This is a genomic window from Tepidibacter sp. (assembly GCF_025210165.1).
Taxonomy (GTDB): Bacteria; Bacillota; Clostridia; order Peptostreptococcales; family Peptostreptococcaceae; genus Tepidibacter_A.
This window is the reverse complement of sequence record NZ_JAOASI010000012.1, coordinates 1-22,920: the sequence shown is the minus strand read 5'-3', so window position 1 is coordinate 22,920 and position 22,920 is coordinate 1. Positions and strand designations below refer to the sequence as shown.

The window sequence follows — 22,920 nt, the reverse complement described above, 5'->3', positions numbered from 1 at the left end:
CAAAATATTACTGATAATATTTAGGTATGGAAAATAAATGTTAAGGAGTGGTATTATGAAAAGGAATTTTAAGTTTTTGTTTACTTTGGTAATGATAGTTGTAAGTATGATTTTTTCTAGCTTTAGTGTTTTTGCTGAGGGTGAGAAGAAGGATGAGTTTGAATGGGTTGGAGTCGATGGGGGGACATTGAATTATAAGAAATGAGTTATATGTTATTTGGGAAGAACAAAATTCAAATGATAAAACTCAAATAAGAGCGAAAAAATATGATGGAAGCAAATGGATAGAAATGGATAATGGTTCTTTGAACTATAACTCTTATAAGTATGGTAGTGAGCCAAGGGCAGTAGTATATAAAAATGATCTATATGTTACTTGGCATGAAGATGATGGAAGTAAAGACCAAATAAGGGTAAAAAAATATGATGGAAGTAATTGGGTGGGAGTAGACAATGGTTCTTTGAACTATAACTCTTCTAAGCATGCTGGACGTTCCAATGCAGTAGTATATAAAAATGAGTTATATGTTACTTGGCAAGAAGGCGATGAAAAAAATTATCAAATAAGAGCAAAGAAATACGATGGAAGTAAGTGGATAGGAGTAGATAATGGTTCCTTAAATTACAACTCTTCTAAGAATGCTCAACGCTCCGAGGCAGTAGTATATAAAAATGAATTATATGTTACTTGGTATGAAGATAATGGAGATGAATACCAGATAGTGTCAAAAAAATACGATGGAAGTAAGTGGGTAGGAGTCGATAATGGTTCCTTAAATTATGACTCTTCTAAAACTGCTAGTGATCCACATGCAGTAGTATATAAAAATGAGTTATATGTTACTTGGGATGAAGAGGATGGAAGAAATTATCAAATAAGAGTAAAAAAATACGATGGAAGTAAGTGGGTAGGATTAGATAATGGTTCTTTAAATTATGACTCTTCTAAATTTGCTAGCGATTCACATGCAGTAGTATATAAAAATGAGTTATATGTTACATGGTTTGAACATAATGGAAACACATTTCAAGTAAGAGTAAAGAAATATGATGGAAGTAAGTGGGTAGGAGTAGATAATGGTTCTTTAAATTATGACTCTTCTAAATTTGCTAGTGATTCACATGCAGTAGAGTATAGAAATGAATTATATATTATATGGACGGAATATAACGAAAATAATAAACCTCAAATAAGAGTAAAAAAACTTGTCAACAAAACAGAGCCAGAAAAGCCAATTAACAAAGGAAACAAAGCCTTATTAAGAATAACAATGGAAGAAGGAACTGAGAAAGAGTATGATATGACAATTAAAGATGTTAATGACTTTATAGATTGGTACGATAAAGAATCAGGTTCATACTACATAATAGAAAAAGATTATAATATAGGACCGTTTGAGAGTAGAAAGGATTATATTATTAAAAATAAAATAGTGAATTTTGAAGTTATGGAGTATAATGAGTAGATATTAAATCAAGGGCAGGGACTAGGGTTCCTGTCTTTATTTAGATGTAGTTGTTTTAAAGTTTGAAATTACGATATAATATAAATAAGAAGATATTATAGAAATTTTTAATAAAGACATATCAGAAGAAACTTTAAAGGAGTTGATGGTAACATATGACTTTAAAAAAAATACCTTATGGAATATCTAACTTTGAACAGATGATAGAAGAAAATTATTTATATATAGACAAAACTAAATATATAGAAATACTGGAAAGTTATGCGCCGTATCAATTTTTTATAAGACCTAGAAGGTTTGGGAAAAGTTTGTTTTTATCTACTCTTGAAAATTATTATGATATTAATAAAAAAGATAAATTTGAAGATTTATTTAATAATTTATATATAGGTAAAAATCCGACATCTAAAAAAATAATTATCTTATATGGAGAATAAGTTTTGCTGGAATTACTGCTTTAAATGAAAAAGACTTAAGAAATAGCTTTAATCAAAAAGTAATGCTATTCGTTGAGAACTTTATTTTAAATTATAATGATTTTTTTGACAATGAAAAAATACCAGGTTATATAGATAGTGCAGAAATACTTGTAGGCTATATATCATTACTCGCAAAAAAAATAAATAAGCAAGTATTTGTGTTAATAGATGAGTATGATAATTTTACTAATGAATTAATCACAGGTGGGAAAAAATCTATGTATCAAGGAATACTTCATGGAGAAGGTTTTTTAAAGACTTTTTATAAAGCATTAAAAGATGCGACAGCTGATAATTTTGAAAGATTATTTATAACAGGAGTAAGTCCTATTATGCTTGATGATTTAACTAGTGGATTTAATATCACAGAGAATTTAACACTTGAAGAAGAACTTAATGAAATAATGGGATTTACAGAAAAGGAAATAAGAGAAATTATTTATAAGCTATCAGTTGATGAAAAGTTTGGTGTAGAAGAACTTATTAAAGATATGAAGTTTTATTATAATGGATATAAATTTAGTGAAGATACTGAAAATACGGTATACAATACTGATATGGCTTTATATTTTCTTAAAAATATAATTAGAAAAGGTAAATATCCTAAAGAAATGATAGATGATAATGTAAAAACTGATTATAGTAAGATAAAGCAAATAGCATTAAATTTTAAAGAAGATACTATTATAGATGAAATTATATCAGGTAAAAAAATAAATACTAAGCTTGTAAGTAGATTTAATATTGATAATATGTATGATGAAAAGGAAAACTTCAAATCACTTTTGTATTATCTAGGAATGCTTACGATAAAAGAACCGTATGCAAATGGTGTTGAGCTTATTATACCTAATTATGTGATAAAAACTGTTTATTGGGATTACATTTTCAAAAATCTAAAAAATAATATAGATATAAATAAAAACAAGCTAGATAGTGTTATTAATGAACTGAATGTAAATGGAAATATAAATAAATTTATAGAATATTTGAAAGAAATTTTATCAAATCTCTCAAATAGAGATTTAATCAAATTTGATGAAAAATATATAAAAATGATACTTATGACTTTGTTTTCTGTATATGGATTATATGTTGTTCAAAGTGAACCTGAAATAGATAAAGGATATATAGATATATTATTAAGCAAAAATAAGGCTTATAAAAAACGTATAAATTATGAATGGTTAATAGAGCTTAAGTACTTAAAAGAAAGCGAAAGAAATAATTTACAAAATATAAAAGAAGAAGGACTAAAACAGTTAAATAAGTATGCTAAAAGTAAAATTATAAAAAGTAAATTTGATAAAGATAATCTAAAAAAGGTATTGATAATTGTAGTAGGAAAACGTGATATATATTTTAACGAAATATAAAACAAAAAGCTCTAGTAATTTTTAAAACTAGAGCTTTTTGTACTATAATATATGTATATTTAAAGTAAAGCGAGGTGGTTTTGTGAAGGTATATGCACTTTGTGGTCCTAGTGGCACGGGAAAGAGTTATAGAGCATTAAATATAGCATATGAAAATGATATAGATTATATAATAGATGATGGGATTCTTATACATAAGAATTGTATAATAACTGGTATTTCAGCTAAGAATGCATCTACTAAAATGGAGGCTGTTAAGAGAGCTATATTTGAAAATTCAGAGCATAGAAGTAAGATGATAGAATCTATAAAAGAAAATGATGTTCAAAGTATATTAATAATAGGTACATCTTGGAAGATGATAAATAGGATAAGAAATAGATTAGAACTCCCTGATATTTACAAAAATATAAATATGGAGGATATCGCTACAAAAGAAGAGATGGATGATGCTAGAAAGAGTAGAATGGAAAAGGGAATTCATATAATACCTCTTCCAACTTTTGAAGTAAAAAAACATTTTTCAGGTCTTTTTACTAATCCTATTAAGCTTTTATTCAAGGACAAAAATAGTGATATAAAAGAATTTGAAAAAACTCTTATAAGACCTACCTTTAGTTATATGGGAAAATATTATATATCTCAAAAGGCTATAAGGCAGATTGTTACATATGAAATGACAAAATTTGAAGGTGTATATCAAGTGCTATCTATAGATATAAAATATAATAAATCTGGTATAAAAGTTGACATAAAAGTGAGGCTCAAAACATTCAGAATATTAAAACAATGCGAAAGTATACAAGAAAAAATAATGAATATACTAGAGTTTACAACGCTTCTAAGCGTTAATAGTATAAATATACATGTAGTAGATATTTGTTAAAAAATAAACATACATTTAATATGTTTACAAGTTAAATTTTAGTATGTTATAATTCATTTAGGAAGTGGGAAAACATTTTCCCCAATTCGACAAATCACAACTTTTAAAATGAAATACTAAATAATTAACATTAATAGAGGGGGTTTATTTAAATGTCAAAAGAAATTTTAAGTGCTAAAGATTACATATCTAATGTTATGGAGAATGTTACAAAAAGAAACAGTGCAGAACCTGAGTTTTTACAAGCTGTTGAAGAGGTATTAAATACTTTAGCTCCAGTTTTAGAAAAACGTCCAGAATATATAAAAGCTAACATATTAGAAAGAATAACTGAGCCAGAAAGACAAATAGTATTTAGAGTACCTTGGGTTGATGATGCAGGAAATATCCAAGTTAACCGTGGAATGAGAGTTCAATTCAATGGAGCTATAGGACCTTACAAAGGAGGACTTAGATTCCATCCTTCAGTTTACATAGGTATAATCAAATTCTTAGGATTTGAGCAAATATTCAAGAATTCATTAACTGGACTTCCAATAGGAGGAGGAAAAGGTGGATCTGATTTCGATGCTAGAGGAAAATCAGATGAAGAAATAATGAGATTCTGCCAAAGCTTCATGACGGAGCTTTACAGACATATAGGACCAGATGTAGATGTTCCAGCTGGAGATATCGGTGTTGGAGGAAGAGAAATCGGATTCTTATATGGACACTATAGAAGAATAAGAGGAGCTTTTGAAAACGGAGTTCTTACAGGAAAAGGACTTCCATATGGAGGAAGTTTAATAAGACCTGAAGCTACAGGATTTGGAGTAACTTACTTCTGTAATGAAATGTTAAAGCATGAAGGAGATACTTTTGAAGGAAAAACTGTTGCAGTTTCTGGATTTGGTAATGTTGCTTGGGGAGCATGCCAAAAAGTTAGAGATCTTGGAGGAAAGGTTGTTACACTTTCAGGACCAGATGGATACATATACGATAAAGATGGTATCGTAACTGATGAAAAGATTAACTACTTAGTAGAAATGTTAAAAGAGAATAAAGGTGCAAGAGTTAAGGATTACGCTGACAAGTTCGGATGTGAGTTCGTAGCTGGAGAAAAGCCTTGGGGACAAAAAGTTGATATCATAATGCCTTGTGCAATCCAAAATGATATTACTATAGAGCATGCTAAGCAAATAGTAGATAATGGAGTTAAGTACGTTGCTGAAGGTGCTAACATGCCATGTACTAACGAAGCTGTTGAATATTTCTTAGAAAAAGGAGTAATAGTTGGACCTGCTAAGGCTGCTAATGCTGGTGGAGTTGCAGTTTCTGCTCTTGAAATGTCTCAAAACAGCATGAGACTTTCTTGGACTAAGGAAGAAGTAGATACTAAACTTCATGATATAATGGTAAACATCCATAACAATGCTAAAGCTGCTGCTGAGGAATATGGATTTGGATATAACTTAGTTGCTGGAGCTAATGTAGCTGGATTCTTAAAAGTTGCTGATGCAATGGTAGCTCAAGGAAACTACTAATAATAAATTTTTTATCAGATAGAGTGGGTTTACTCTATCTGATTTTTTTTGAATTAAATAAAATAAATAATACAGGAGGAGATGAAATGAAAGTAACTTTTATGAAGGTTGAGGATATAAATAGATTTGTAGAATTTGTATCTAAGTTAAAAGGTAAGGTATACTTAAAAGCAGGATTATATTCTGTAAATGCTAAGTCTATAATAGGAGCTATGTATATTGTTAATGAAAACCCTGATGAAATAGTCGTAGAGGTTGAGGATGAAGCAGAAGCTAAACAAGTATTAACATTTCTAATGCAAGGATCTCATCTTAGAGAAGAATAATATAAAGACGACTTAAACTTTTAAGTCGTCTTTAGTTAGTTATAAATCCAATAATTTTTTAATTTCATCAGCTATAAAATCTAATTGTTTAGGGTTTTCAATTAAATCAACCTTATCTATATTTACATATAATATAGGAGAATCCGTATAGTTGCTTATCCATGCTTCATATCTTGAATGAAGATTTTCCCAGTATTCTCTAGGAACTCTTTTTTCCATATCTCTACCTCTTAAGTTTATTCTATTTATTATAGTATCGATAGAACCATTTAAATAAATCATAAGATTTGGTTTTTTAGATGAGGAATCATATCGTAAAACAAATCTTTATATGTTTCAAAATCTCTTTTACTCATTTTATTGTTGTCATATAAAGATTTTGCAAATATTTCAACATCTTCATATATACTTCTATCTTGTATATTATTAAATCCATTTAGAGATATTTGTTTTTGTTGTTTAAATCTTTGAGCTAGAAAATATAATTGAAGATGGAATCCCCATTTTTCTTGGTCTGTATAGAAATCATCTAGATAAGGATTATCATCTACTTTTTCAAAGTGAGAATTTAAATTGAGTTTTTGAGATAATAACTTTGTTATAGTAGATTTACCAGCTCCTACATTTCCAGCTACAGTTATAAATATATTTTCATCTTTATTTCTAGGTGCTAATGAAGTGCTGTTGTTTATAAGTTTTAACATTAGATGCCTCCTAAATTTTTAATACTATTTTCTACTTGCTCAATAATCCACTCTCTATCCTTTTGGCAGTTTAAAAAATCCATGTTTGTATTATCTACATTAATTATAATAGGTGTTTTTTCGCCAAAATAGTGCTTCAAGGATCTTTGATTAAAATAATATTCGTATTCTTCTCTTAGATTATCTATATAATTTCTATCCATTTGTCTTTCAAAATTTCTATCTCTAAGAGCTATTTTTTTCATTAAAGTATCTGTATCAGAATTAAGATAAATTATTATATCTGATTGAGGTAAACCGTTTACGAATATATCATAGACTTGCTTGTATTTATGGAATTGTTTTTTATTGAGCGTAAGACCTGCAAATATCAAATTTTTAATTATGTTATAATCGCTGATTACAATGTCTCCTTGATTAATTGTACTTTCAATATCTTCTAATTGCTTAACTCTATTAAAAAAGAAAAATGATTCTGTCTGAAGAGCATACTCTTTAATATTAGTATAAAAATGAGATAAGAAAGGATTTTCCTCAACTATTTCTCTTAAATTATATGAATTAAAATGAGAGTTAAGTATATTAGATAAAGTAGTTTTACCAACTCCTATAGGGCCTTCTATAGAAATTAAAATTCCTCTTTTTTTATTTTTCATTATTAAAACCACCTTCTAAAAATAATATCTACAGTATTGTATCAAAAAAATAGAGTTAATTCTACAAAAGTCGAGCAAAAATACTTTTCTAAATTATAGCACAATGTATTAAAATATACTTATGTGCAAATTTATATATTAATAATTTCTAGAACTATAAATTATTAATATAATTTAGCTTTATCACAAATATAACCTTAGATTGAATTTCAATGAAAAAAATGGTAAAATAATTCTAGTTAGAGGTTAGGAAGGGTGAAAAAATGAAGGTATTAATAGTAGATGATGCTACTTTTATGAGAAATTTTCTGTTTGATAATATGCACAACCTTGGATTTGAAGTTATAGGAGAGGCCTGTGATGGAAGAGAAGCTGTCCAAAAGTATATAAAATTAAAGCCTGATATAGTTACTATGGATATAACTATGCCTAAAATGAACGGTATAGAAGCATTAAAAGAAATAAGAAAAATTGATGTAGATGCAAAAGTTGTAATGATATCTGATATAGGACAACATGATAAGATTATTGAAGCTATAAAAAGTGGAGCGACAGACTTTATAATAAAGCCTGTACATCCAGATAGACTAAAAGAATCATTAGAAAAAGTTTTTGCATAAATAATTAAAAGGTATTATAGATTTCATCTCGCTTTACCATATTTTTATACATATAGTTAGCAGCCTCTATTATGCTAAAGGCAAGAGCTGCTCCACTTCCTTCGCCAAGACGCATATTCATATAAAGCATGGGTTCTAGATTTAAAAGTTCAAGAGCTTTACTAGATGCTTTTTCTTTTGAAAAATGAGATGCAATCATATACTCTTTAGTAGTATTACTAAGATTATATGCGATAATAGCAGCAGCATAAGAAATAAAACCATCTAATACAATTGGTATATTATTGCTACTTGCACTTAATATTACTCCAGCCATAGCACCTATTTCAAAGCCACCTATTTTAGATAATACATCTATAGGATCTTTTTTAATAGGTTTATTAATGTTTATGGCTCTTTTTATTGTATTTGCTTTTTTTATTATAGAATCATTATCAAGACCTGAACCCATTCCCGTAACTTCTAAAGGATCTAAATCTGCAAATACTGATATTATAGCACTAGTTGCTGAGGTGTTTCCTATACCCATCTCACCTATTCCAAGTATGGTATAGCCATCATTTATAAGTTTGTTTGATAACTCTATACCTATTTCAAGTGATTGAACAGCTTCGTCATATGTCATTGCAGGACCTTTTGCCATATTAGAAGTTCCTTTTCTTATTTTATAATTTAAAACTCCATCTATTAAATCATCACAGTTTATACCTACATCAACTGCAACTACATCTGCGTTTGCACTCTTAGCTAAGCAACCTACTCCGCTAACTCCTTTTACGAAATTAGGAATTTGAAGCCTAGTGATTTCTTGAGGGTCTGGAGCAACACCTTCTTCATAAATACCATGATCAGCTGCAAAAGCTAGTATAGCCTTTTTAGAAGTGTCAAAGTTTATTTTTTGATATATACCAGATAACTGTATGCATATATCTTCTAATTTTCCGAGGCTTCCTACAGGTTTAAAGAAACTATCTAGTTTTTGCTGAGCTAAATTCATATATTTTCTGTCAATTGTATTTATAGAATTAATAGTTTGTTTTAAAAGTTTCATAGTTAAAAGTTCTCCTTTCTAATTCAATTTAAAAAGTCCATATCTTTAATTTTTGGTATCAAAAATTAAAGATATGGACTTTACCGTCATCCGTATTAACTATACAAGGCAGGTCTCCTGACTTAGCTTCATCACTATACTTTCCTTCCCAGAATTAACCAGTGGATATATAAATATAGCTTCACATTACAGTGGTGGGTCCGTTTAGGATTTTAACCTAATTCTCTATTCTCCAATCTAAAGGCACCTTGTACAAAATATTATATTCTCGCTAGATAGGCTAAATTCCTTTTTTTATGCTTAAGGAAATTATAGCATTACTTACAACTGTTTTTAAACAACGGAGCCTGTAAGGATCGTTGGCGACATGAGTTATATAATTTTTAAATTTAAAAATATGTTTTTTGGGTAAATTAAATATATAATTACATAGTGAGGAGAGGAATATTTATGAAGATATATGAAGAAAATAATTCAGTTGTAGTTGAAGGTATGAAGGATTTTGAGCCTAAGCATATATTTGAATGCGGTCAATGCTTTAGATGGAATGAAGAAGAGGATGGATCTTATACTGGAGTAGCATTTAAGAAAATACTTAATATAAAAAAAGAAGATGATTTAGTGTATTTTAATAATACAAATTTAGAAGATTTTCATAATATATGGTATAAGTATTTTGATTTAGATAGAAACTATTCTAAAATAAAGGAAGAATTATCTCAAGTAGATAAATATTTAAATGAAGCTGTAAAGTTTGGATACGGTATAAGAATACTTAATCAAGATGAATGGGAAATATTAATATCATTTATAATATCAGCTAACAATAGAATATCTATGATAAAAAAAGCAATAGAAAATTTAGCTATGAATTATGGAGAATATTTAGGAGAATATAAAGGAAAGAAACATTATGCATTTCCATCTATAAAAAAGATGAATTCATTAACACAAGAGGAAATAAGAAAATGTGGAACTGGATTTAGAGATCAGTATATAAAAGATACAACTTTTATAATAAAAAATGATAGTGAAGATATATATAAATATAAAAATTTAGATACCGATATGTGTAAGAAGGCACTTTTGCAATTTTGCGGAGTAGGACCAAAGGTTGCAGATTGTATAATGCTATTTTCAATGGAAAAGTACGATGCATTTCCTGTAGATGTATGGGTAAAGAGAGTTATGGAAGAGTTTTATGTAGATGAAAATCTTAGCTTAAAGAAAATAAGAGAATATGGAATAAATAAATTTTCAGATTTATCCGGATTTGCTCAACAATATCTATTTTACTATGCAAGGGAGCTTGGTATAGGAAAAAAATAGGAGGTGATTGACATAATAGACACTATAATGTGGGCACTTGGAATATTATTTACCGTATCTACTATTTTAGTATCCTTAGTAATATTTTTAGAAAATAGAAATCCTTCTAAAACAATAGCATGGCTTTTGATTTTTGCAGTCTTTCCAATAGGAGGTTTAATAATATATATATTCTTTGGTCAAAATGTAAGGCGTAAGAAAATATTTAAGACTCAAAAGATATTTTCAAATATAAAGATAAGTCATGTATTTAATAATATAAAAGAGTTTGATAATTTATTGCTTGTACAAAAGCAGGCTATAGTAGACAATGTAATATTCAATGATAGTAGTATGGATAATTCAAAGAAAGTTATGAGTTTATTGCTAAATACGGGAAGAACTCCATTTACACTAAATAATAATATAAAAATACTAACAAATGGAAATCAAAAATTTAATGAGTTGATAAAAGATTTAAAAAAGGCAAAGCACCATATACACATGGAGTACTATATAATAAAAAATTCAGAAATAGGAAATAAAATAAAAGAAATATTAATAAAAAAAGCAAATGAGGGAGTAAAGGTTAAAATACTTTACGATGACGTAGGTTGTTGGAGACTTTGGTTTGATAGAAAGTTTTTTGGTGATATGAGAAAGCATAATATAGAAATATATCCGTTTTTAAGATCAAAAATTCCTTTTTTAAATAAAAGATTAAACTATAGAAATCATAGAAAGGTAGTTATAATAGATGGAATAATAGGATATACAGGAGGTATAAATATAGGAGACGAATACTTAGGAAAAAGTAAAAAATTCGGATTCTGGAGAGATACTCATATGAAGATAAAAGGTGAATCAGTTTATATGCTACAGCTTATATTTTTACTAGATTGGTATTTTGCTAGTAAAAATAAGATATTTGATGAAGAGTATTTTCCATCCATATGCTATAAAGGAGATAGCATAGTTCAAATAGCTGCTAGTGGTCCAGATTCTGATTGGGAAGTAATACATCAAGCTTATTTTAGTGCTATATCAAAGGCAAAGAAACGAATATATATACAAACACCTTATTTTATTCCAGATGAGAGCTTAATGATGGCTTTAAAAACAGCAGCCTTAAGTGGAGTTGACGTAAGAATAATATTTCCAGAAATGGCAGACCATAAAATAGTTCATTTAGCATCATCTTCTTATTTTAAAGATATATTAAAAACAGGAGGGAAAGTATATTTATATAGTAAAGGGTTTATGCATTCGAAGATATTAATAATAGATGATGATATATGCTCTGTAGGTAGTGCTAATATGGATATTAGAAGTTTTATGATTAATTTTGAAGTAAATGGATTTATATATGATGAAAAAGTCACTAAAAGACTTGAAAAAGACTTTATGAAGGATATAGGAAACAGCAAAGAGATAACGTATGAAGATTATATTAACAAACCTTTAATACAAAAAATAAAAGAATCAGCCTCTAGATTATTCTCTGCTATATTATGAAAACAGAAACCATCCATTAAAAATGAATGGTTTTTGTTTTTTTGTTACGAAAATCGTTGAAAAAAGTAAATAAATACTTAATGAAAACTCTTGAAATATAAGTGTAAATTAGATATATTATAGTTATGATTAGCACTCATACTAAGTGAGTGCTAAAGGGAAAACAATACAATGTATATTTAAGAGGAGGGGTTATAATGAAAATTAAGCCACTAGCTGATAGAGTAGTTATAAAAAAATTAGAAGCAGAAGAAAAAACTAAAAGTGGGATAGTTTTACCAGGAAGTGCAAAAGAGCAACCACAAATGGCTGAGGTTGTAGAAGTAGGACCTGGTGGAGTTGTAGATGGTAAAGAAATTAAAATGGAAGTTAAGGTTAAAGATAAGGTGATATTTTCTAAATATGCTGGAACAGAAATTAAGCTAGAAGGTAATGAGTATACTATCTTAAGACAAAATGATATATTAGCGGTTGTAGAATAGATTAAACTATATAAAATAGGAGGGGTTTTGAATGGCTAAAGAAATTAAATTTGCTGAACAAGCAAGACGTTCATTAGAAAAGGGAGTTAATAAACTAGCAGATACTGTAAAGGTTACATTAGGACCAAAGGGAAGAAACGTTATATTAGATAAAAAATTCGGATCACCACTTATAACTAATGATGGTGTAACTATAGCTAAAGAAATAGAGCTTGAAGATGCTTATGAAAATATGGGAGCTCAACTTGTTAAAGAGGTTGCTACTAAGACTAATGATGTAGCTGGAGATGGAACTACTACAGCTACTGTTTTAGCTCAAGCTATAATGAGAGAAGGATTAAAAAATGTAGCTGCAGGCTCTAATCCTATACTTATTAGAAAAGGAATACAAAAATCTGTAGAACTTTCTGTTTCTAAATTACAAGAAACTTCAAGACATATAGAAAATAAAGAATCTATTGCTCAAGTTGCGGCTATTTCTGCAGGAGATGAAGAAGTAGGCAAGCTTATAGCTGATGCTATGGAAACAGTAGGTAAAGATGGAGTTATAACTGTTGAAGAATCTAAAACTATGCTAACAGAGCTTGACGCAGTTGAAGGTATGCAATTTGACAGAGGATATTTATCTCCTTATATGGTAACAGATGTTGAGAAGATGGAATCTGTTTTAGATAATCCATACATATTAATAACAGATAAGAAGATAAACAATATTCAAGAGGTACTACCAGTACTTGAGCAAATAGTACAACAAGGTAAAAAGCTTCTTATAATAGCTGAAGATGTAGAGGGAGAAGCACTTGCTACATTAGTAGTTAATAAGCTAAGAGGAACATTTGAAGTTGTAGCTGTAAAGGCTCCAGGATTTGGAGACAGAAGAAAGGCTATGCTTCAAGATATAGCAGTTCTTACTGGAGGTCAAGTTATATCTGAGGAAGTAGGACTTGATTTAAAAGAAGCTGACTTATCTATGTTAGGTAGTGCAGCTACTGTTAAGGTAACTAAGGAAACTACTACAATAGTAGATGGAGCTGGTAATGAATTAGAAATTAAAGATAGAGTAAATCAAATAAAGGTTCAAATAGAAGAGACATCTTCTGAATTTGATAAAGAAAAATTACAAGAAAGACTTGCAAAACTTGCTGGAGGAGTAGCTGTAATCAAGGTTGGAGCTGCTACTGAAACTGAGCTTAAAGAAAGAAAGCTTAGAATAGAAGATGCTCTTAATGCTACAAGAGCAGCTGTTGAAGAAGGTATAGTATCAGGTGGAGGAACTGCACTTGTTAGTGTTATACCAGCAGTTGAAGAGTTAATCGAAACTCTTGAAGGTGAAGAAAAAATAGGTGCTAAGATAATAAGAAAGGCACTTGAAGAGCCATTAAAGCAAATTGCTATTAACTGTGGACTTGAAGGAGCAGTTATAGTTGAAAAAGTTAAAAACTCTGATGTTGAAATTGGATTTGATGCTTTAAATGAAACTTACACTAATATGATAGAAGCTGGAATTGTAGACCCTACTAAGGTTACAAGATCAGCACTTCAAAATGCAGCATCTGTAGCTGCTGTATTCTTAACAACAGAAGCTGCTGTTGTTGATATTAAATCAGATGAACCTATGCCAGCTATGCCAGGAGGCATGGGTGGAGGAATGCCAATGATGTAATTAAAGAAGACCTTTTGGTCTTCTTTTTTTGATATTTGATAAAGATTGTGGATTGAGAGTAAAATAAATGATATTAAAATACCGTTCATGTCTTAAATTTTTTGTATAAAACTAAGCATTACATCTTATTGAATATCTTAAAAGTTCTAAACTCGCTTTGCTCAGACAACGAACTTTCTTAACCGATATTCAAACGCTGTAATACAAGTTTTATACAAAAACATTTAAATCACTCTCTAACTATTTTAATATCATTTATTTTGTAATTGTCTCAAGGTTTTACTGTGTATTAAAAAAATTAAAAGACTTCTAATGACAGGTGGAAGTGGATAAATATAAATTTTGTTATGAGTTTCAAAAAAGTCTACATTTTTAAAAAGCGTAAAATAGGAAGACTTTTTTATGTTAAAATAAGCTATGATAATTGTTAGGGGGGTAAGTATGAACTTGTCTATAAATAAGTTGAAGGAATCTAATGATTTTTTAAATAGTTTATTTGAGAATATAACGTCTGCTATATTTTTAGTTGATAAAAATGTTAGGATACAGGAATTTAATAATTCGTTTAAGGTATTATTTAATAAGCGGGATACTGATATATTAAATGGATTATGTGGCAATGTTATAGGGTGTATTTATGCTTTTGAAGAAGGTGAGGATTGCGGAAATACTTCTAACTGCGGAAAGTGCTGTGTAAGAAGTTCTATAATTAAGGCTTTTGAAGAGAAGGAAAATACTTTAAAGAAGGTTATGAATAGAAAGTTTTATATAAAAGATACTTCTATTCAAAAACATCTTCAGTTTACAATAAAGCATATGACTTATAATGATGAGGATATGGTACTTGTAATATTAGATGATGTAACTGATATTGAAAATAGCAAATTAGAGCTTCAAAGAAATAATAAGATTATACAAAACTATAATGATAAGATAAAAAAAGAATTATCTATTGCTAGAAATGTTCAACAAAGTCTTATACCAGATAAAACTCCTATATATAATGGTGTTAGGCTAACAGCTGTATATAAACCATTATATGAGGTAGGAGGAGATTTATACGATTTTATAAATATAGATGAGGATAATGTAGGTATATTTATAAGTGATATATCTGGACATGGAATAGCTGCTGCTATGATAACTACAATGGTAAAGGCTATACTTGAAACTAGTAAAGACCTTTTATATACTCCTGATAAATTAATGGAAAATATAAATAGTAAAATATTAAATGTTGCCGAAAATATGTATTTAACAGCTTTTTATGGGATATATAACAATAAGACCAAGGAGTTTACATATATAAGGTGTTCCCATCCATACCCACTACTCATAAGAGATAATAAGTGCATAGAGATTAAAGAAAGTGAAGGAATGATGCTGGGAGTATTTGATGGATTAAAATTCAAATCACATAAAATAAAATTAAAAGAAGGAGATAAAATTTTATTTTATACAGATGGGTTAGTAGAAGCTAAAAATAATTCTGGGTGCGAATTTAATGATAAAGCTTATGAAATAGTAAATAGTAGATTAGATAAAAATATAAATGAGATTATAGATGATGTAAATGAAGAATTAATATTATTTAAAGAAAATCAAGAATATGAAGATGATATATGCATGTTAGGCATGCAAATATAGTTTAAAGTAGAGGTGAGAAAATGGATATTAATAATTTGAAAAATCTACTTTTAAATATAAAGGAAGGAAAAGTAGACGTAGATACGGCATTAGAAGATTTAAAAACTCTGCCTTTTGAAGATTTAGGTTATGCTAAGGTAGACCATCATAGAAGCATTAGAAATGGATATCCTGAGGTTATTTATTGCGAAGGTAAGACTGATGAACATATAATAGGAATAGTAGAAAAAATGTATGAAAAAAAATCTAATATACTTGGAACTAGAGCAAAAAAAGAAACTTATGAAAAACTAAAAAAAATATATCCGAATTGTGAGTATGAGGAATTAGGAAGAATTATAAAAATCCAGAACAAGCCTATAGAGAATATAGGTAAGGGAAGTATAGTAGTAGTTACAGGAGGGACATCTGATATACCTGTAGCTGATGAAGCTTACCATACAGCAAAGTTTTTAGGAAATGATGTCAAAAGACTTTATGATGTTGGAGTAGCTGGAATACATAGGCTTTTAAATAATAAGGATGTTTTAATGGATGCTAGAGTTATAATTGCAGTAGCTGGAATGGAGGGAGCTCTTCCGAGTGTTGTAGGAGGACTTGTAGATGTTCCTGTAATAGCAGTTCCAACATCTGTAGGATATGGTGCTAATTTTAATGGACTATCAGCACTTCTTACTATGCTAAATAGCTGTGCTTCTGGAATATCTGTTGTAAATATAGATAATGGATTTGGGGCTGGGTATCTTTCTAGTATGATAAATAAATTATAACTTTTAAAGGAGAAAATAAATGGGAAAAATACTATATTTTGATTGCATATGTGGAGTTTCAGGAGATATGACTCTTGGTGCACTTTTAGATTTAGGAATTGATAAAGAGAAATTTTTAACTGAAATTAACAAACTTAATATGAGTGATGAGTTTGAGATTGTTATAAAAAACAAACAAGAAAATGGAATAAATGGGACTAATGTGTGTGTAAATATAAAAGAACATAAACATGAGCATCACCATGATGGACATCACCACCATCATCATAGACACTTAAATGATATACACAAGATAATAGATGATGCTGATATTACTGATAAAGCTAAAGAAATAGCTAAAGATATATTTATGCAGGTAGCTAAAGCTGAGGCTAAGGTTCATAATAGTACAATCGATAAAGTTCATTTTCACGAAGTTGGAGCAACTGATTCTATAGTTGATATAGTAGGAAGTGCAATTCTTATAGATATGCTTGATGCAGATAAAATATATTGTTCATCAGTGCCGCTTGGAAGTGGATTTATAAAATGTGATCATGGAGTAATACCAGTTCCAGCACCAGCTACAGTTGAAATATTAAAAAAAGCTAAGGTTAAAATAAATTCTATAAAAGGAGAAACTACTACTCCTACAGGAGCAGCTATAGTTAAGACTTTAAGTGATGAATTTATAGATGATATAGAATTTGAGATAGAGTCTATAGGGTATGGAATGGGACATAAGAAGTTTGAAATACCTAATATGTTAAGAGTTATACTTGGTCAAAAAAAAAAGAAAAATTAGTATATGAAATAAATGCTAATATAGATGATATGAACTGTGAGATATATTCTTATTTATATGAAGAAATATTAGGTGTTGGAGCTCTTGATATATATACTCAAAGTATATATATGAAGAAGAATAGACCAGCAGTTAAATTATCTGTATTATGTGAAAAAGATAATTTGAATAAAATAATAGAATTTATATTAAAAGAAACCACTACGTTTGGTATTAGATTTAATGAATTTAAAAGAGAAACTTTAGATAGAAAATTTATAAAAATAAAAACAACTTATGGTAATATATCTGTAAAACTTGTATATCATAAAGATAAAATAGTAAAATATACACCTGAATATGAAGAATGCAAAATTATAGCTAAAAAGGAAAATATTCCATTGAAGGATGTGTATGATAATATAAATTATGAAGTGAAAACCTATTTAAATATATAATGATAAATCTTATCAAACGACAGAAATTTTGGAAAATGCTGATGTATATTAAATTTTATTGACAATGAAAAAGATATTTGATAAATTATATAGCATAAGGTTAAAAAAATTCACTCATATATACTCAGTGATATGGACTGAGAGTATCTACCGGGGGACCTTAAAGCTCCTGACTATGCGTGATTATTTATAGGTTATTTATTTATGAAGAAGTGGGTTTGTAGGCTGAGAGTATCCCTGTGAGTTTGCTTGTTAAATAAATATAGATATACAAGGACCTATATAATAATTTCGCTTTAAATAGAAATTATTATATAAGTCCTTGTTTTTTTTCTAAAAAATTATATACAACGAAGGTTTGAATAAGAGACTTGTTAGTTCTCTTATTTTTTTAAAATATACTACTAATGGAGGAAGATTTAAAATGAGTAAAATTGTAAAAGAAGGTTTAACTTTTGATGATGTATTATTAATTCCTCAAAAATCAGATGTACTGCCAAGTGATGTGGATTTATCAACATATCTTGCTAAAAAAATAAAATTAAATATACCTTTAATGAGTGCTGGTATGGATACAGTAACTGAATCTAAGATGGCTATAGCTATGGCAAGAGAAGGTGGAATAGGAATAATCCATAAAAATATGACAATAAAAGAACAAGCTTTAGAGGTTGATAAGGTTAAAAGAAGTGAGCATGGATTAATAGTAGACCCTTTCTATTTAAGCAAAGACCATACTATAAAAGATGCAGACGAATTAATGGGAAGATATAAAATATCTGGTGTTCCAATAGTAGATGATAATAATAAATTAATAGGAATAATAACTAATAGAGATATAAGATTTGAAGAAGATTTCTCTAGAAAAATAGAAAATAGCATGACTAAAAAAGAAGACTTAATAATTGCAAAAGAAGGAACTTCTCTTGAAGAAGCTCAAAGGATATTAAGACAAAATAAAATAGAAAAACTACCTATAATAGATGAAGATGGATATTTAAAAGGACTTATAACTATAAAAGATATAGAAAGAAAATTAGAGTATCCTAATTCAGCTAAAGATTCAGAAGGAAGACTATTATGTGGAGCAGCTGTAGGTATAACAAATGATATGATGGAAAGAATAGAAGCTTTAGTACAAGCTAAGGTTGATGTTGTAACTTTAGACACAGCTCACGGACATTCAAAAGGAGTTATAGAAGGAGTTAAGAGAATAAAAGAAAAATATCCTAATCTTCAGGTTATAGCAGGAAATGTAGCAACTTATGAAGCAACAGAAGATTTAATAAAAGCTGGAGCGGACTGTGTTAAGGTGGGAATAGGACCAGGATCTATATGTACAACAAGAGTAGTAGCAGGAATTGGAGTACCTCAAGTAACAGCTATAATGGACTGCTATGAAGCTGCTAAAAAATATAATGTTCCAATAATAGCAGATGGAGGAATAAAGTATTCAGGTGATGTAGTTAAGGCTATTGCAGCTGGAGGAGCTGTTGTAATGATGGGATCTATGTTTGCTGGAACTGAAGAAAGTCCAGGAGAAAAGATAATATACAAAGGAAGATCTTTTAAAGCATACAGAGGAATGGGATCTATAGGAGCTATGGAACAAGGATCTAAAGATAGATACTTCCAAACAGGTTCCAGAAAATTAGTACCTGAAGGTATTGAGGGTATGGTAGCTTATAAGGGAAATGTTGAAGATATCTTATTCCAATTAGCAGGAGGAATAAGATCAGGTATGGGATACTGTGGAGCAGAAACTATAGATAAATTGATGGAAAATGGTAAATTTACAAAGATAACAGGAGCTGGACTTAAGGAAAGTCATCCTCATGATGTAACTATAACTAAAGAAGCACCAAATTACAGTACACAAGGAGAGAATTAATATGGAAAAAGAATTAGTATTAATAGTTGACTTTGGAGGTCAATATAATCAACTTATAGCTAGAAGAGTTAGAGATTGTAATGTATATTGTGAAATAATTCCATATACTTACTCTCTAGAAAAGATAAAAGAAAAAAATCCTAAGGGGATAATATTTACAGGAGGACCTTCTAGTGTGTATGCAGAAGGTGCACCTAAAATATCTAAAGAAATATTCGATATGAATATACCTATACTTGGAATATGCTATGGAGCTCAAATAATGTCTTATGCTTTAGGTGGTAATGTTAGAAGAGGAGATAAAAGAGAATACGGAAAAACAGAAATAAACTATAAAGATAGTTTGATATTTAAAGGTGTAGATTCTAAAAATATAACTTGGATGAGCCATACAGACTTAATAGATAAGATACCAGAAGATTTTGAAATAATTGCTCATACTAATGATTGTCCTGTAGCTGCAATTCAAAATGAAGAAAAGAAATTATATGGAGTACAATTCCATCCAGAGGTTGAGCACTCTGTACAAGGAAATCAAATAATAAAGAATTTCTTATTTGAAGTATGTAATTTGAGCGGAAGCTGGACTATGGATTCGTTTATAGATCAAAAAATAAAGGAAATAAAGGAAAAAGTAGGAGATAAAAAAGTATTATGTGCTTTAAGTGGAGGGGTAGACAGCTCGGTTGCTGCAGTTTTAGTTCATAAGGCTATAGGAGATAATCTTACTTGTATATTTGTTGATCATGGTTTACTTAGAAAGAATGAAGGAGATCAGGTAGAGCAGATATTTAGAAAAGAGTTCAAGATGAACTTAATAAGAGTTAATGCTCAAGATAGATTTTTAAGCAAATTATCAGGAGTGTCAGAACCTGAGGCTAAGAGAAAAATAATTGGAGAAGAATTTATAAGAGTATTTGAAGAAGAGTCTAATAAATTAGGAAAAATGGATTTCTTGGTTCAAGGAACTATATATCCTGATGTTATAGAAAGTGGAGCAGGGGAGAGTGGAGCATCTACTATAAAATCACATCATAATGTAGGTGGAATACCTGAAGATATAGAATTTGAAATAATAGAGCCTTTAAGAGAATTATTCAAAGATGAGGTTAGAAGATTAGGGCTTGAGCTTGAGATACCTAAGTATTTAATATTTAGACATCCATTCCCAGGACCAGGACTTGGAATAAGAGTTATAGGAGAAGTTACTAAGGAAAAGCTTGATATATTAAGAGAAGCAGATGATATATATATGCAAGAACTTAAAAACAATGATTTATACGATAAAATATGGCAAGCATTTGCAACACTACCAGATGTTAAGACTGTAGGAGTTATGGGAGATGAAAGAACTTATGCTTACCTAGTAGGAATAAGAGCTGTTACATCTTCTGATGGAATGACATCTGACTGGTATAAGATGCCTTATGATGTACTTGAAAAAATATCTAGTAGAATAGTTAATGAAGTCAATGGAGTTAATAGAGTAGTTTATGACATAACTAGTAAGCCTCCAGGAACTATTGAGTGGGAATAAAAAATAGATAGCCAATGGCTATCTATTTTTTATTCTATAGGATATTATATGATGTTGAATCTGTGGATAACATTGATAAAAAGACTGCACTTGAGACTATTTTTAAGCAACAGAGTCATTAGACTTGTTGGTGCTATGAGCGCAGTGAATTTTGAGAACGGAGACTGTAAGGATCGTTGGCGATATAAGTCACCGCGTTAGCGAGTAGATGACTTTTTTTATTGAATTATGAAATTATAATTTAAATAAAACTAATTAATGCCAAAATATAGAAAAGTATTGTCGTATAGTGTAAAATATAAAATGAAAATAAATTTAGATTTATTAAAAATATAAAAAATAATATATACTAATTTATAAAGGGGTGATAAATGAAAATGATTACTATATGTGATTTTATAATGACTATTTTCTTTAGTTATTTTTTTATTTATGTATTTAAAAAATTAGAAGGAGATATAGAAAGTAATTTTAAATTAGAAATAAAATTGGTATTATTAATATCATTAATAGATTCTATTTTTAATATAATAGCTATTAAGCCTATTAAAGTAGGTATATACTATATAATGTTAGAGGTGTGCATATATTATATTATTAGAAAAAGAAGGAAAGACTTTTTATTATCATATATTTTAACATTTTGGATATTTCAAATTGCAGATATATTTATGGGAGTTTTTTTATATGAAAGTAATATAATTTCAAATAATTTAGTTAGCAATACATATTTTAATATAGTATTTCAGACAATATTAGTAATTGGAATATCTATGGTTTTATGTAATACATTACTTAGAGTTAAGAATGTAAATAAAGTTTTAATATCAGAAGAAAAACATTTTCTTATTATATATGTAAATATGTTTATATTTGTGTATACTAGTTATATATATTTTTATATGGGAAGCAAAAGTATTCAAAACATTATTACTGTTGTACTTATATCAATTTTTTTTCTATGTACCACTTATTTAGTGTTAATTGTACTGAATAAACTAGACATAGAAAAAAATGAAAAAAGATATATACAAACATACAATAATATTATAGAAGAATCACTAGATAGTATGAGAGAATATAAGCATGATCAGAACAATATACTTTTATCTATAGGAGGATTTTTAGCAAAAGAAGATATAGAAGGGCTGAAGAAATATTTTTATGAAGATATATGCAAGAATCAAAAGATAAATAACAGAAAACTGTATGGGCTTAATAAAATAAAAAATAGTCCTATAAAGGGATTAATGAGCTTTAAAGTTGCTAAAGCGATATCTAACAAAATAAATATAAATATAGACATAAGTGATGATATAAGTGATTTCTTTATCAAAGATATAGATATGAGCAAAATACTTGGAATATTAATGGATAATGCAATAGAAGCAAGTATTGAATCAAATGAAAAAATATTAGATGTAAGTATATCTAAAGAAGAGTCAACTATATGTATAACAATATCAAACTCATTTGAAAATAAACCCGATATTAATAAAATATTTGATAAAGGATATTCAACAAAAGGAGAAAATAGAGGGTTAGGACTTAATACTGTAAATAAACTATCAAAAATTAAATATACTAATATGAGTGTGAATACAATAATAGAAAGTGATTTATTTAAAATACAGCTTACATTAAAAAAATAGAACAGCTTAATCTGTACCCTTTGTAAAGGACAATTTAAAAAAGACTATGCTACATTAAGAAGATGATTTCTGTATTGGACAGGAGTCATCTTCTTTAATCCCCACTGATATCTATAGTTATTATAATAAGTCATGTATTGTTTAATT

The 22,920-nt window shown here is 28.7% G+C and carries 20 protein-coding genes, 2 pseudogenes and 2 riboswitches; of the genes and pseudogenes, 18 read left to right on the top strand and 4 right to left on the bottom strand.

From position 1 onward, the window contains the following. Positions 1-55: 55 nt before the first annotated feature. From N4A48_RS01730 to N4A48_RS01705, 7 genes are all read left to right on the top strand, one after another. Positions 56-205: a hypothetical protein gene (locus tag N4A48_RS01730; protein ID WP_293663949.1), complete on the top strand. Its 150-nt coding sequence runs from the start codon at positions 56-58 to the stop codon at positions 203-205. Between the two features lie 85 nt (positions 206-290). Further along, positions 291-1,466, top strand: a complete 1,176-nt coding sequence (locus N4A48_RS01725) for a hypothetical protein (RefSeq protein ID WP_293663948.1) — start codon at positions 291-293, stop codon at positions 1,464-1,466. 155 nt (positions 1,467-1,621) lie between these two features. Beyond that, complete coding sequence (locus tag N4A48_RS14940) at positions 1,622-1,903, top strand: AAA family ATPase (RefSeq protein ID WP_330665028.1); 282 nt, start codon at positions 1,622-1,624, stop codon at positions 1,901-1,903. Then, positions 1,891-3,321 carry an AAA family ATPase gene (locus N4A48_RS01720; RefSeq protein ID WP_330665029.1) on the top strand — a complete coding sequence of 477 codons (1,431 nt, stop codon included), beginning with the start codon at positions 1,891-1,893 and terminating at the stop codon, positions 3,319-3,321. The genes N4A48_RS14940 and N4A48_RS01720 overlap by 13 nt, the downstream gene beginning before the upstream one ends. Positions 3,322-3,403: 82 nt before the next feature. Continuing rightward, the gene (locus tag N4A48_RS01715; protein WP_293663947.1) at positions 3,404-4,207 is read left to right on the top strand and encodes an ATP-binding protein; all 804 of its coding nucleotides are present in this window, start codon (positions 3,404-3,406) and stop codon (positions 4,205-4,207) included. Positions 4,208-4,359: 152 nt separating this feature from the next. After that, complete coding sequence (gene gdhA, locus N4A48_RS01710; RefSeq protein ID WP_293663946.1) at positions 4,360-5,730, top strand: NADP-specific glutamate dehydrogenase; 1,371 nt, start codon at positions 4,360-4,362, stop codon at positions 5,728-5,730. Positions 5,731-5,816: 86 nt separating this feature from the next. Further along, complete coding sequence (locus N4A48_RS01705) at positions 5,817-6,056, top strand: HPr family phosphocarrier protein (protein ID WP_293663945.1); 240 nt, start codon at positions 5,817-5,819, stop codon at positions 6,054-6,056. 39 nt (positions 6,057-6,095) lie between these two features. On the opposite strand, the pseudogene N4A48_RS01700 reads toward N4A48_RS01705, so the two are convergent. Then, positions 6,096-6,760 (bottom strand): annotated as a pseudogene (locus tag N4A48_RS01700) (deoxynucleoside kinase). Further along, the gene (locus N4A48_RS01695; RefSeq protein WP_293663944.1) at positions 6,760-7,416 is read right to left on the bottom strand and encodes a deoxynucleoside kinase; all 657 of its coding nucleotides are present in this window, start codon (positions 7,414-7,416) and stop codon (positions 6,760-6,762) included. Before N4A48_RS01695 ends, N4A48_RS01700 begins: the two are co-directional and overlap by 1 nt. Positions 7,417-7,679: 263 nt before the next feature. Between N4A48_RS01695 and N4A48_RS01690 the strand changes: the two genes are divergently transcribed. Then, on the top strand, positions 7,680-8,036 hold the full coding sequence (locus N4A48_RS01690) for a response regulator (RefSeq protein ID WP_293663943.1): 357 nt from the start codon (positions 7,680-7,682) through the stop codon (positions 8,034-8,036). A gap of 4 nt (positions 8,037-8,040) precedes the next feature. Here the strand turns inward: N4A48_RS01690 and cobT are convergent, their stop codons facing one another. Beyond that, complete coding sequence (gene cobT / locus N4A48_RS01685; RefSeq protein WP_293663942.1) at positions 8,041-9,087, bottom strand: nicotinate-nucleotide--dimethylbenzimidazole phosphoribosyltransferase; 1,047 nt, start codon at positions 9,085-9,087, stop codon at positions 8,041-8,043. A gap of 90 nt (positions 9,088-9,177) precedes the next feature. Further along, positions 9,178-9,353, bottom strand: a riboswitch (cobalamin riboswitch). A 184-nt stretch (positions 9,354-9,537) separates the two neighbouring features. Here cobT and N4A48_RS01680 point away from each other — a divergent pair. The 10 genes and pseudogenes from N4A48_RS01680 to N4A48_RS01635 all read left to right on the top strand — a co-directional run bounded on the left by N4A48_RS01680 (position 9,538) and on the right by N4A48_RS01635 (position 22,773). Next, a complete protein-coding gene (locus tag N4A48_RS01680) occupies positions 9,538-10,416 on the top strand; it encodes a DNA-3-methyladenine glycosylase family protein (RefSeq protein WP_293663941.1) in 879 nt (292 codons plus the stop codon). 3 nt (positions 10,417-10,419) lie between these two features. Then, positions 10,420-11,910 (top strand): cardiolipin synthase, encoded by a 1,491-nt coding sequence (cls, locus tag N4A48_RS01675; protein WP_293663940.1) that lies wholly within the window; start codon positions 10,420-10,422, stop codon positions 11,908-11,910. Positions 11,911-12,107: 197 nt separating this feature from the next. After that, entirely contained in the window at positions 12,108-12,392 is a 285-nt protein-coding gene (locus N4A48_RS01670) for a co-chaperone GroES (protein WP_293663939.1), read from the top strand. 31 nt (positions 12,393-12,423) lie between these two features. Next, entirely contained in the window at positions 12,424-14,055 is a 1,632-nt protein-coding gene (groL, locus tag N4A48_RS01665) for a chaperonin GroEL (protein WP_293663938.1), read from the top strand. Between the two features lie 441 nt (positions 14,056-14,496). Further along, on the top strand, positions 14,497-15,702 hold the full coding sequence (locus N4A48_RS01660) for a PP2C family protein-serine/threonine phosphatase (RefSeq protein ID WP_293663937.1): 1,206 nt from the start codon (positions 14,497-14,499) through the stop codon (positions 15,700-15,702). A gap of 20 nt (positions 15,703-15,722) precedes the next feature. Further along, complete coding sequence (gene larB / locus N4A48_RS01655; RefSeq protein ID WP_293663936.1) at positions 15,723-16,472, top strand: nickel pincer cofactor biosynthesis protein LarB; 750 nt, start codon at positions 15,723-15,725, stop codon at positions 16,470-16,472. 19 nt (positions 16,473-16,491) lie between these two features. After that, positions 16,492-17,693, top strand: a pseudogene (gene larC, locus N4A48_RS01650) (nickel pincer cofactor biosynthesis protein LarC). A gap of 94 nt (positions 17,694-17,787) precedes the next feature. Continuing rightward, positions 17,788-17,889, top strand: a riboswitch (purine riboswitch). Between the two features lie 228 nt (positions 17,890-18,117). Further along, positions 18,118-19,584, top strand: coding sequence for an IMP dehydrogenase (gene guaB, locus N4A48_RS01645; protein WP_293663935.1), 1,467 nt, complete (start codon positions 18,118-18,120; stop codon positions 19,582-19,584). 1 nt (position 19,585) lies between these two features. Beyond that, positions 19,586-21,121 (top strand): glutamine-hydrolyzing GMP synthase, encoded by a 1,536-nt coding sequence (gene guaA / locus N4A48_RS01640; protein WP_293663934.1) that lies wholly within the window; start codon positions 19,586-19,588, stop codon positions 21,119-21,121. A gap of 371 nt (positions 21,122-21,492) precedes the next feature. Then, positions 21,493-22,773, top strand: coding sequence for a sensor histidine kinase (locus tag N4A48_RS01635; RefSeq protein ID WP_293663933.1), 1,281 nt, complete (start codon positions 21,493-21,495; stop codon positions 22,771-22,773). Positions 22,774-22,817: 44 nt separating this feature from the next. Here N4A48_RS01635 and N4A48_RS01630 read toward each other — a convergent pair. Continuing rightward, positions 22,818-22,920, bottom strand: a 103-nt coding sequence (locus N4A48_RS01630; RefSeq protein ID WP_293663950.1) for an IS3 family transposase, incomplete at its 5' end; no start/stop codon positions are given.

Excerpts from the sequence above, each read along its gene's own strand:
- N4A48_RS01730 (WP_293663949.1), top strand. The coding sequence starts at position 56 with ATGAAAAGGAATTTTAAGTTTTTGTTTACTTTGGTAATGATAGTTGTA.
- N4A48_RS01725 (WP_293663948.1), top strand. The coding sequence starts at position 291 with ATGGATAATGGTTCTTTGAACTATAACTCTTATAAGTATGGTAGTGAG.
- N4A48_RS14940 (WP_330665028.1), top strand. The coding sequence starts at position 1,622 with ATGACTTTAAAAAAAATACCTTATGGAATATCTAACTTTGAACAGATG.
- gdhA (WP_293663946.1), top strand. The coding sequence starts at position 4,360 with ATGTCAAAAGAAATTTTAAGTGCTAAAGATTACATATCTAATGTTATG.
- N4A48_RS01705 (WP_293663945.1), top strand. The coding sequence starts at position 5,817 with ATGAAAGTAACTTTTATGAAGGTTGAGGATATAAATAGATTTGTAGAA.
- N4A48_RS01695 (WP_293663944.1), bottom strand. The coding sequence starts at position 7,416 with ATGAAAAATAAAAAAAGAGGAATTTTAATTTCTATAGAAGGCCCTATA.
- N4A48_RS01690 (WP_293663943.1), top strand. The coding sequence starts at position 7,680 with ATGAAGGTATTAATAGTAGATGATGCTACTTTTATGAGAAATTTTCTG.
- cobT (WP_293663942.1), bottom strand. The coding sequence starts at position 9,087 with ATGAAACTTTTAAAACAAACTATTAATTCTATAAATACAATTGACAGA.
- N4A48_RS01680 (WP_293663941.1), top strand. The coding sequence starts at position 9,538 with ATGAAGATATATGAAGAAAATAATTCAGTTGTAGTTGAAGGTATGAAG.
- N4A48_RS01670 (WP_293663939.1), top strand. The coding sequence starts at position 12,108 with ATGAAAATTAAGCCACTAGCTGATAGAGTAGTTATAAAAAAATTAGAA.
- groL (WP_293663938.1), top strand. The coding sequence starts at position 12,424 with ATGGCTAAAGAAATTAAATTTGCTGAACAAGCAAGACGTTCATTAGAA.
- N4A48_RS01660 (WP_293663937.1), top strand. The coding sequence starts at position 14,497 with ATGAACTTGTCTATAAATAAGTTGAAGGAATCTAATGATTTTTTAAAT.
- larB (WP_293663936.1), top strand. The coding sequence starts at position 15,723 with ATGGATATTAATAATTTGAAAAATCTACTTTTAAATATAAAGGAAGGA.
- guaB (WP_293663935.1), top strand. The coding sequence starts at position 18,118 with ATGAGTAAAATTGTAAAAGAAGGTTTAACTTTTGATGATGTATTATTA.
- guaA (WP_293663934.1), top strand. The coding sequence starts at position 19,586 with ATGGAAAAAGAATTAGTATTAATAGTTGACTTTGGAGGTCAATATAAT.
- N4A48_RS01635 (WP_293663933.1), top strand. The coding sequence starts at position 21,493 with ATGAAAATGATTACTATATGTGATTTTATAATGACTATTTTCTTTAGT.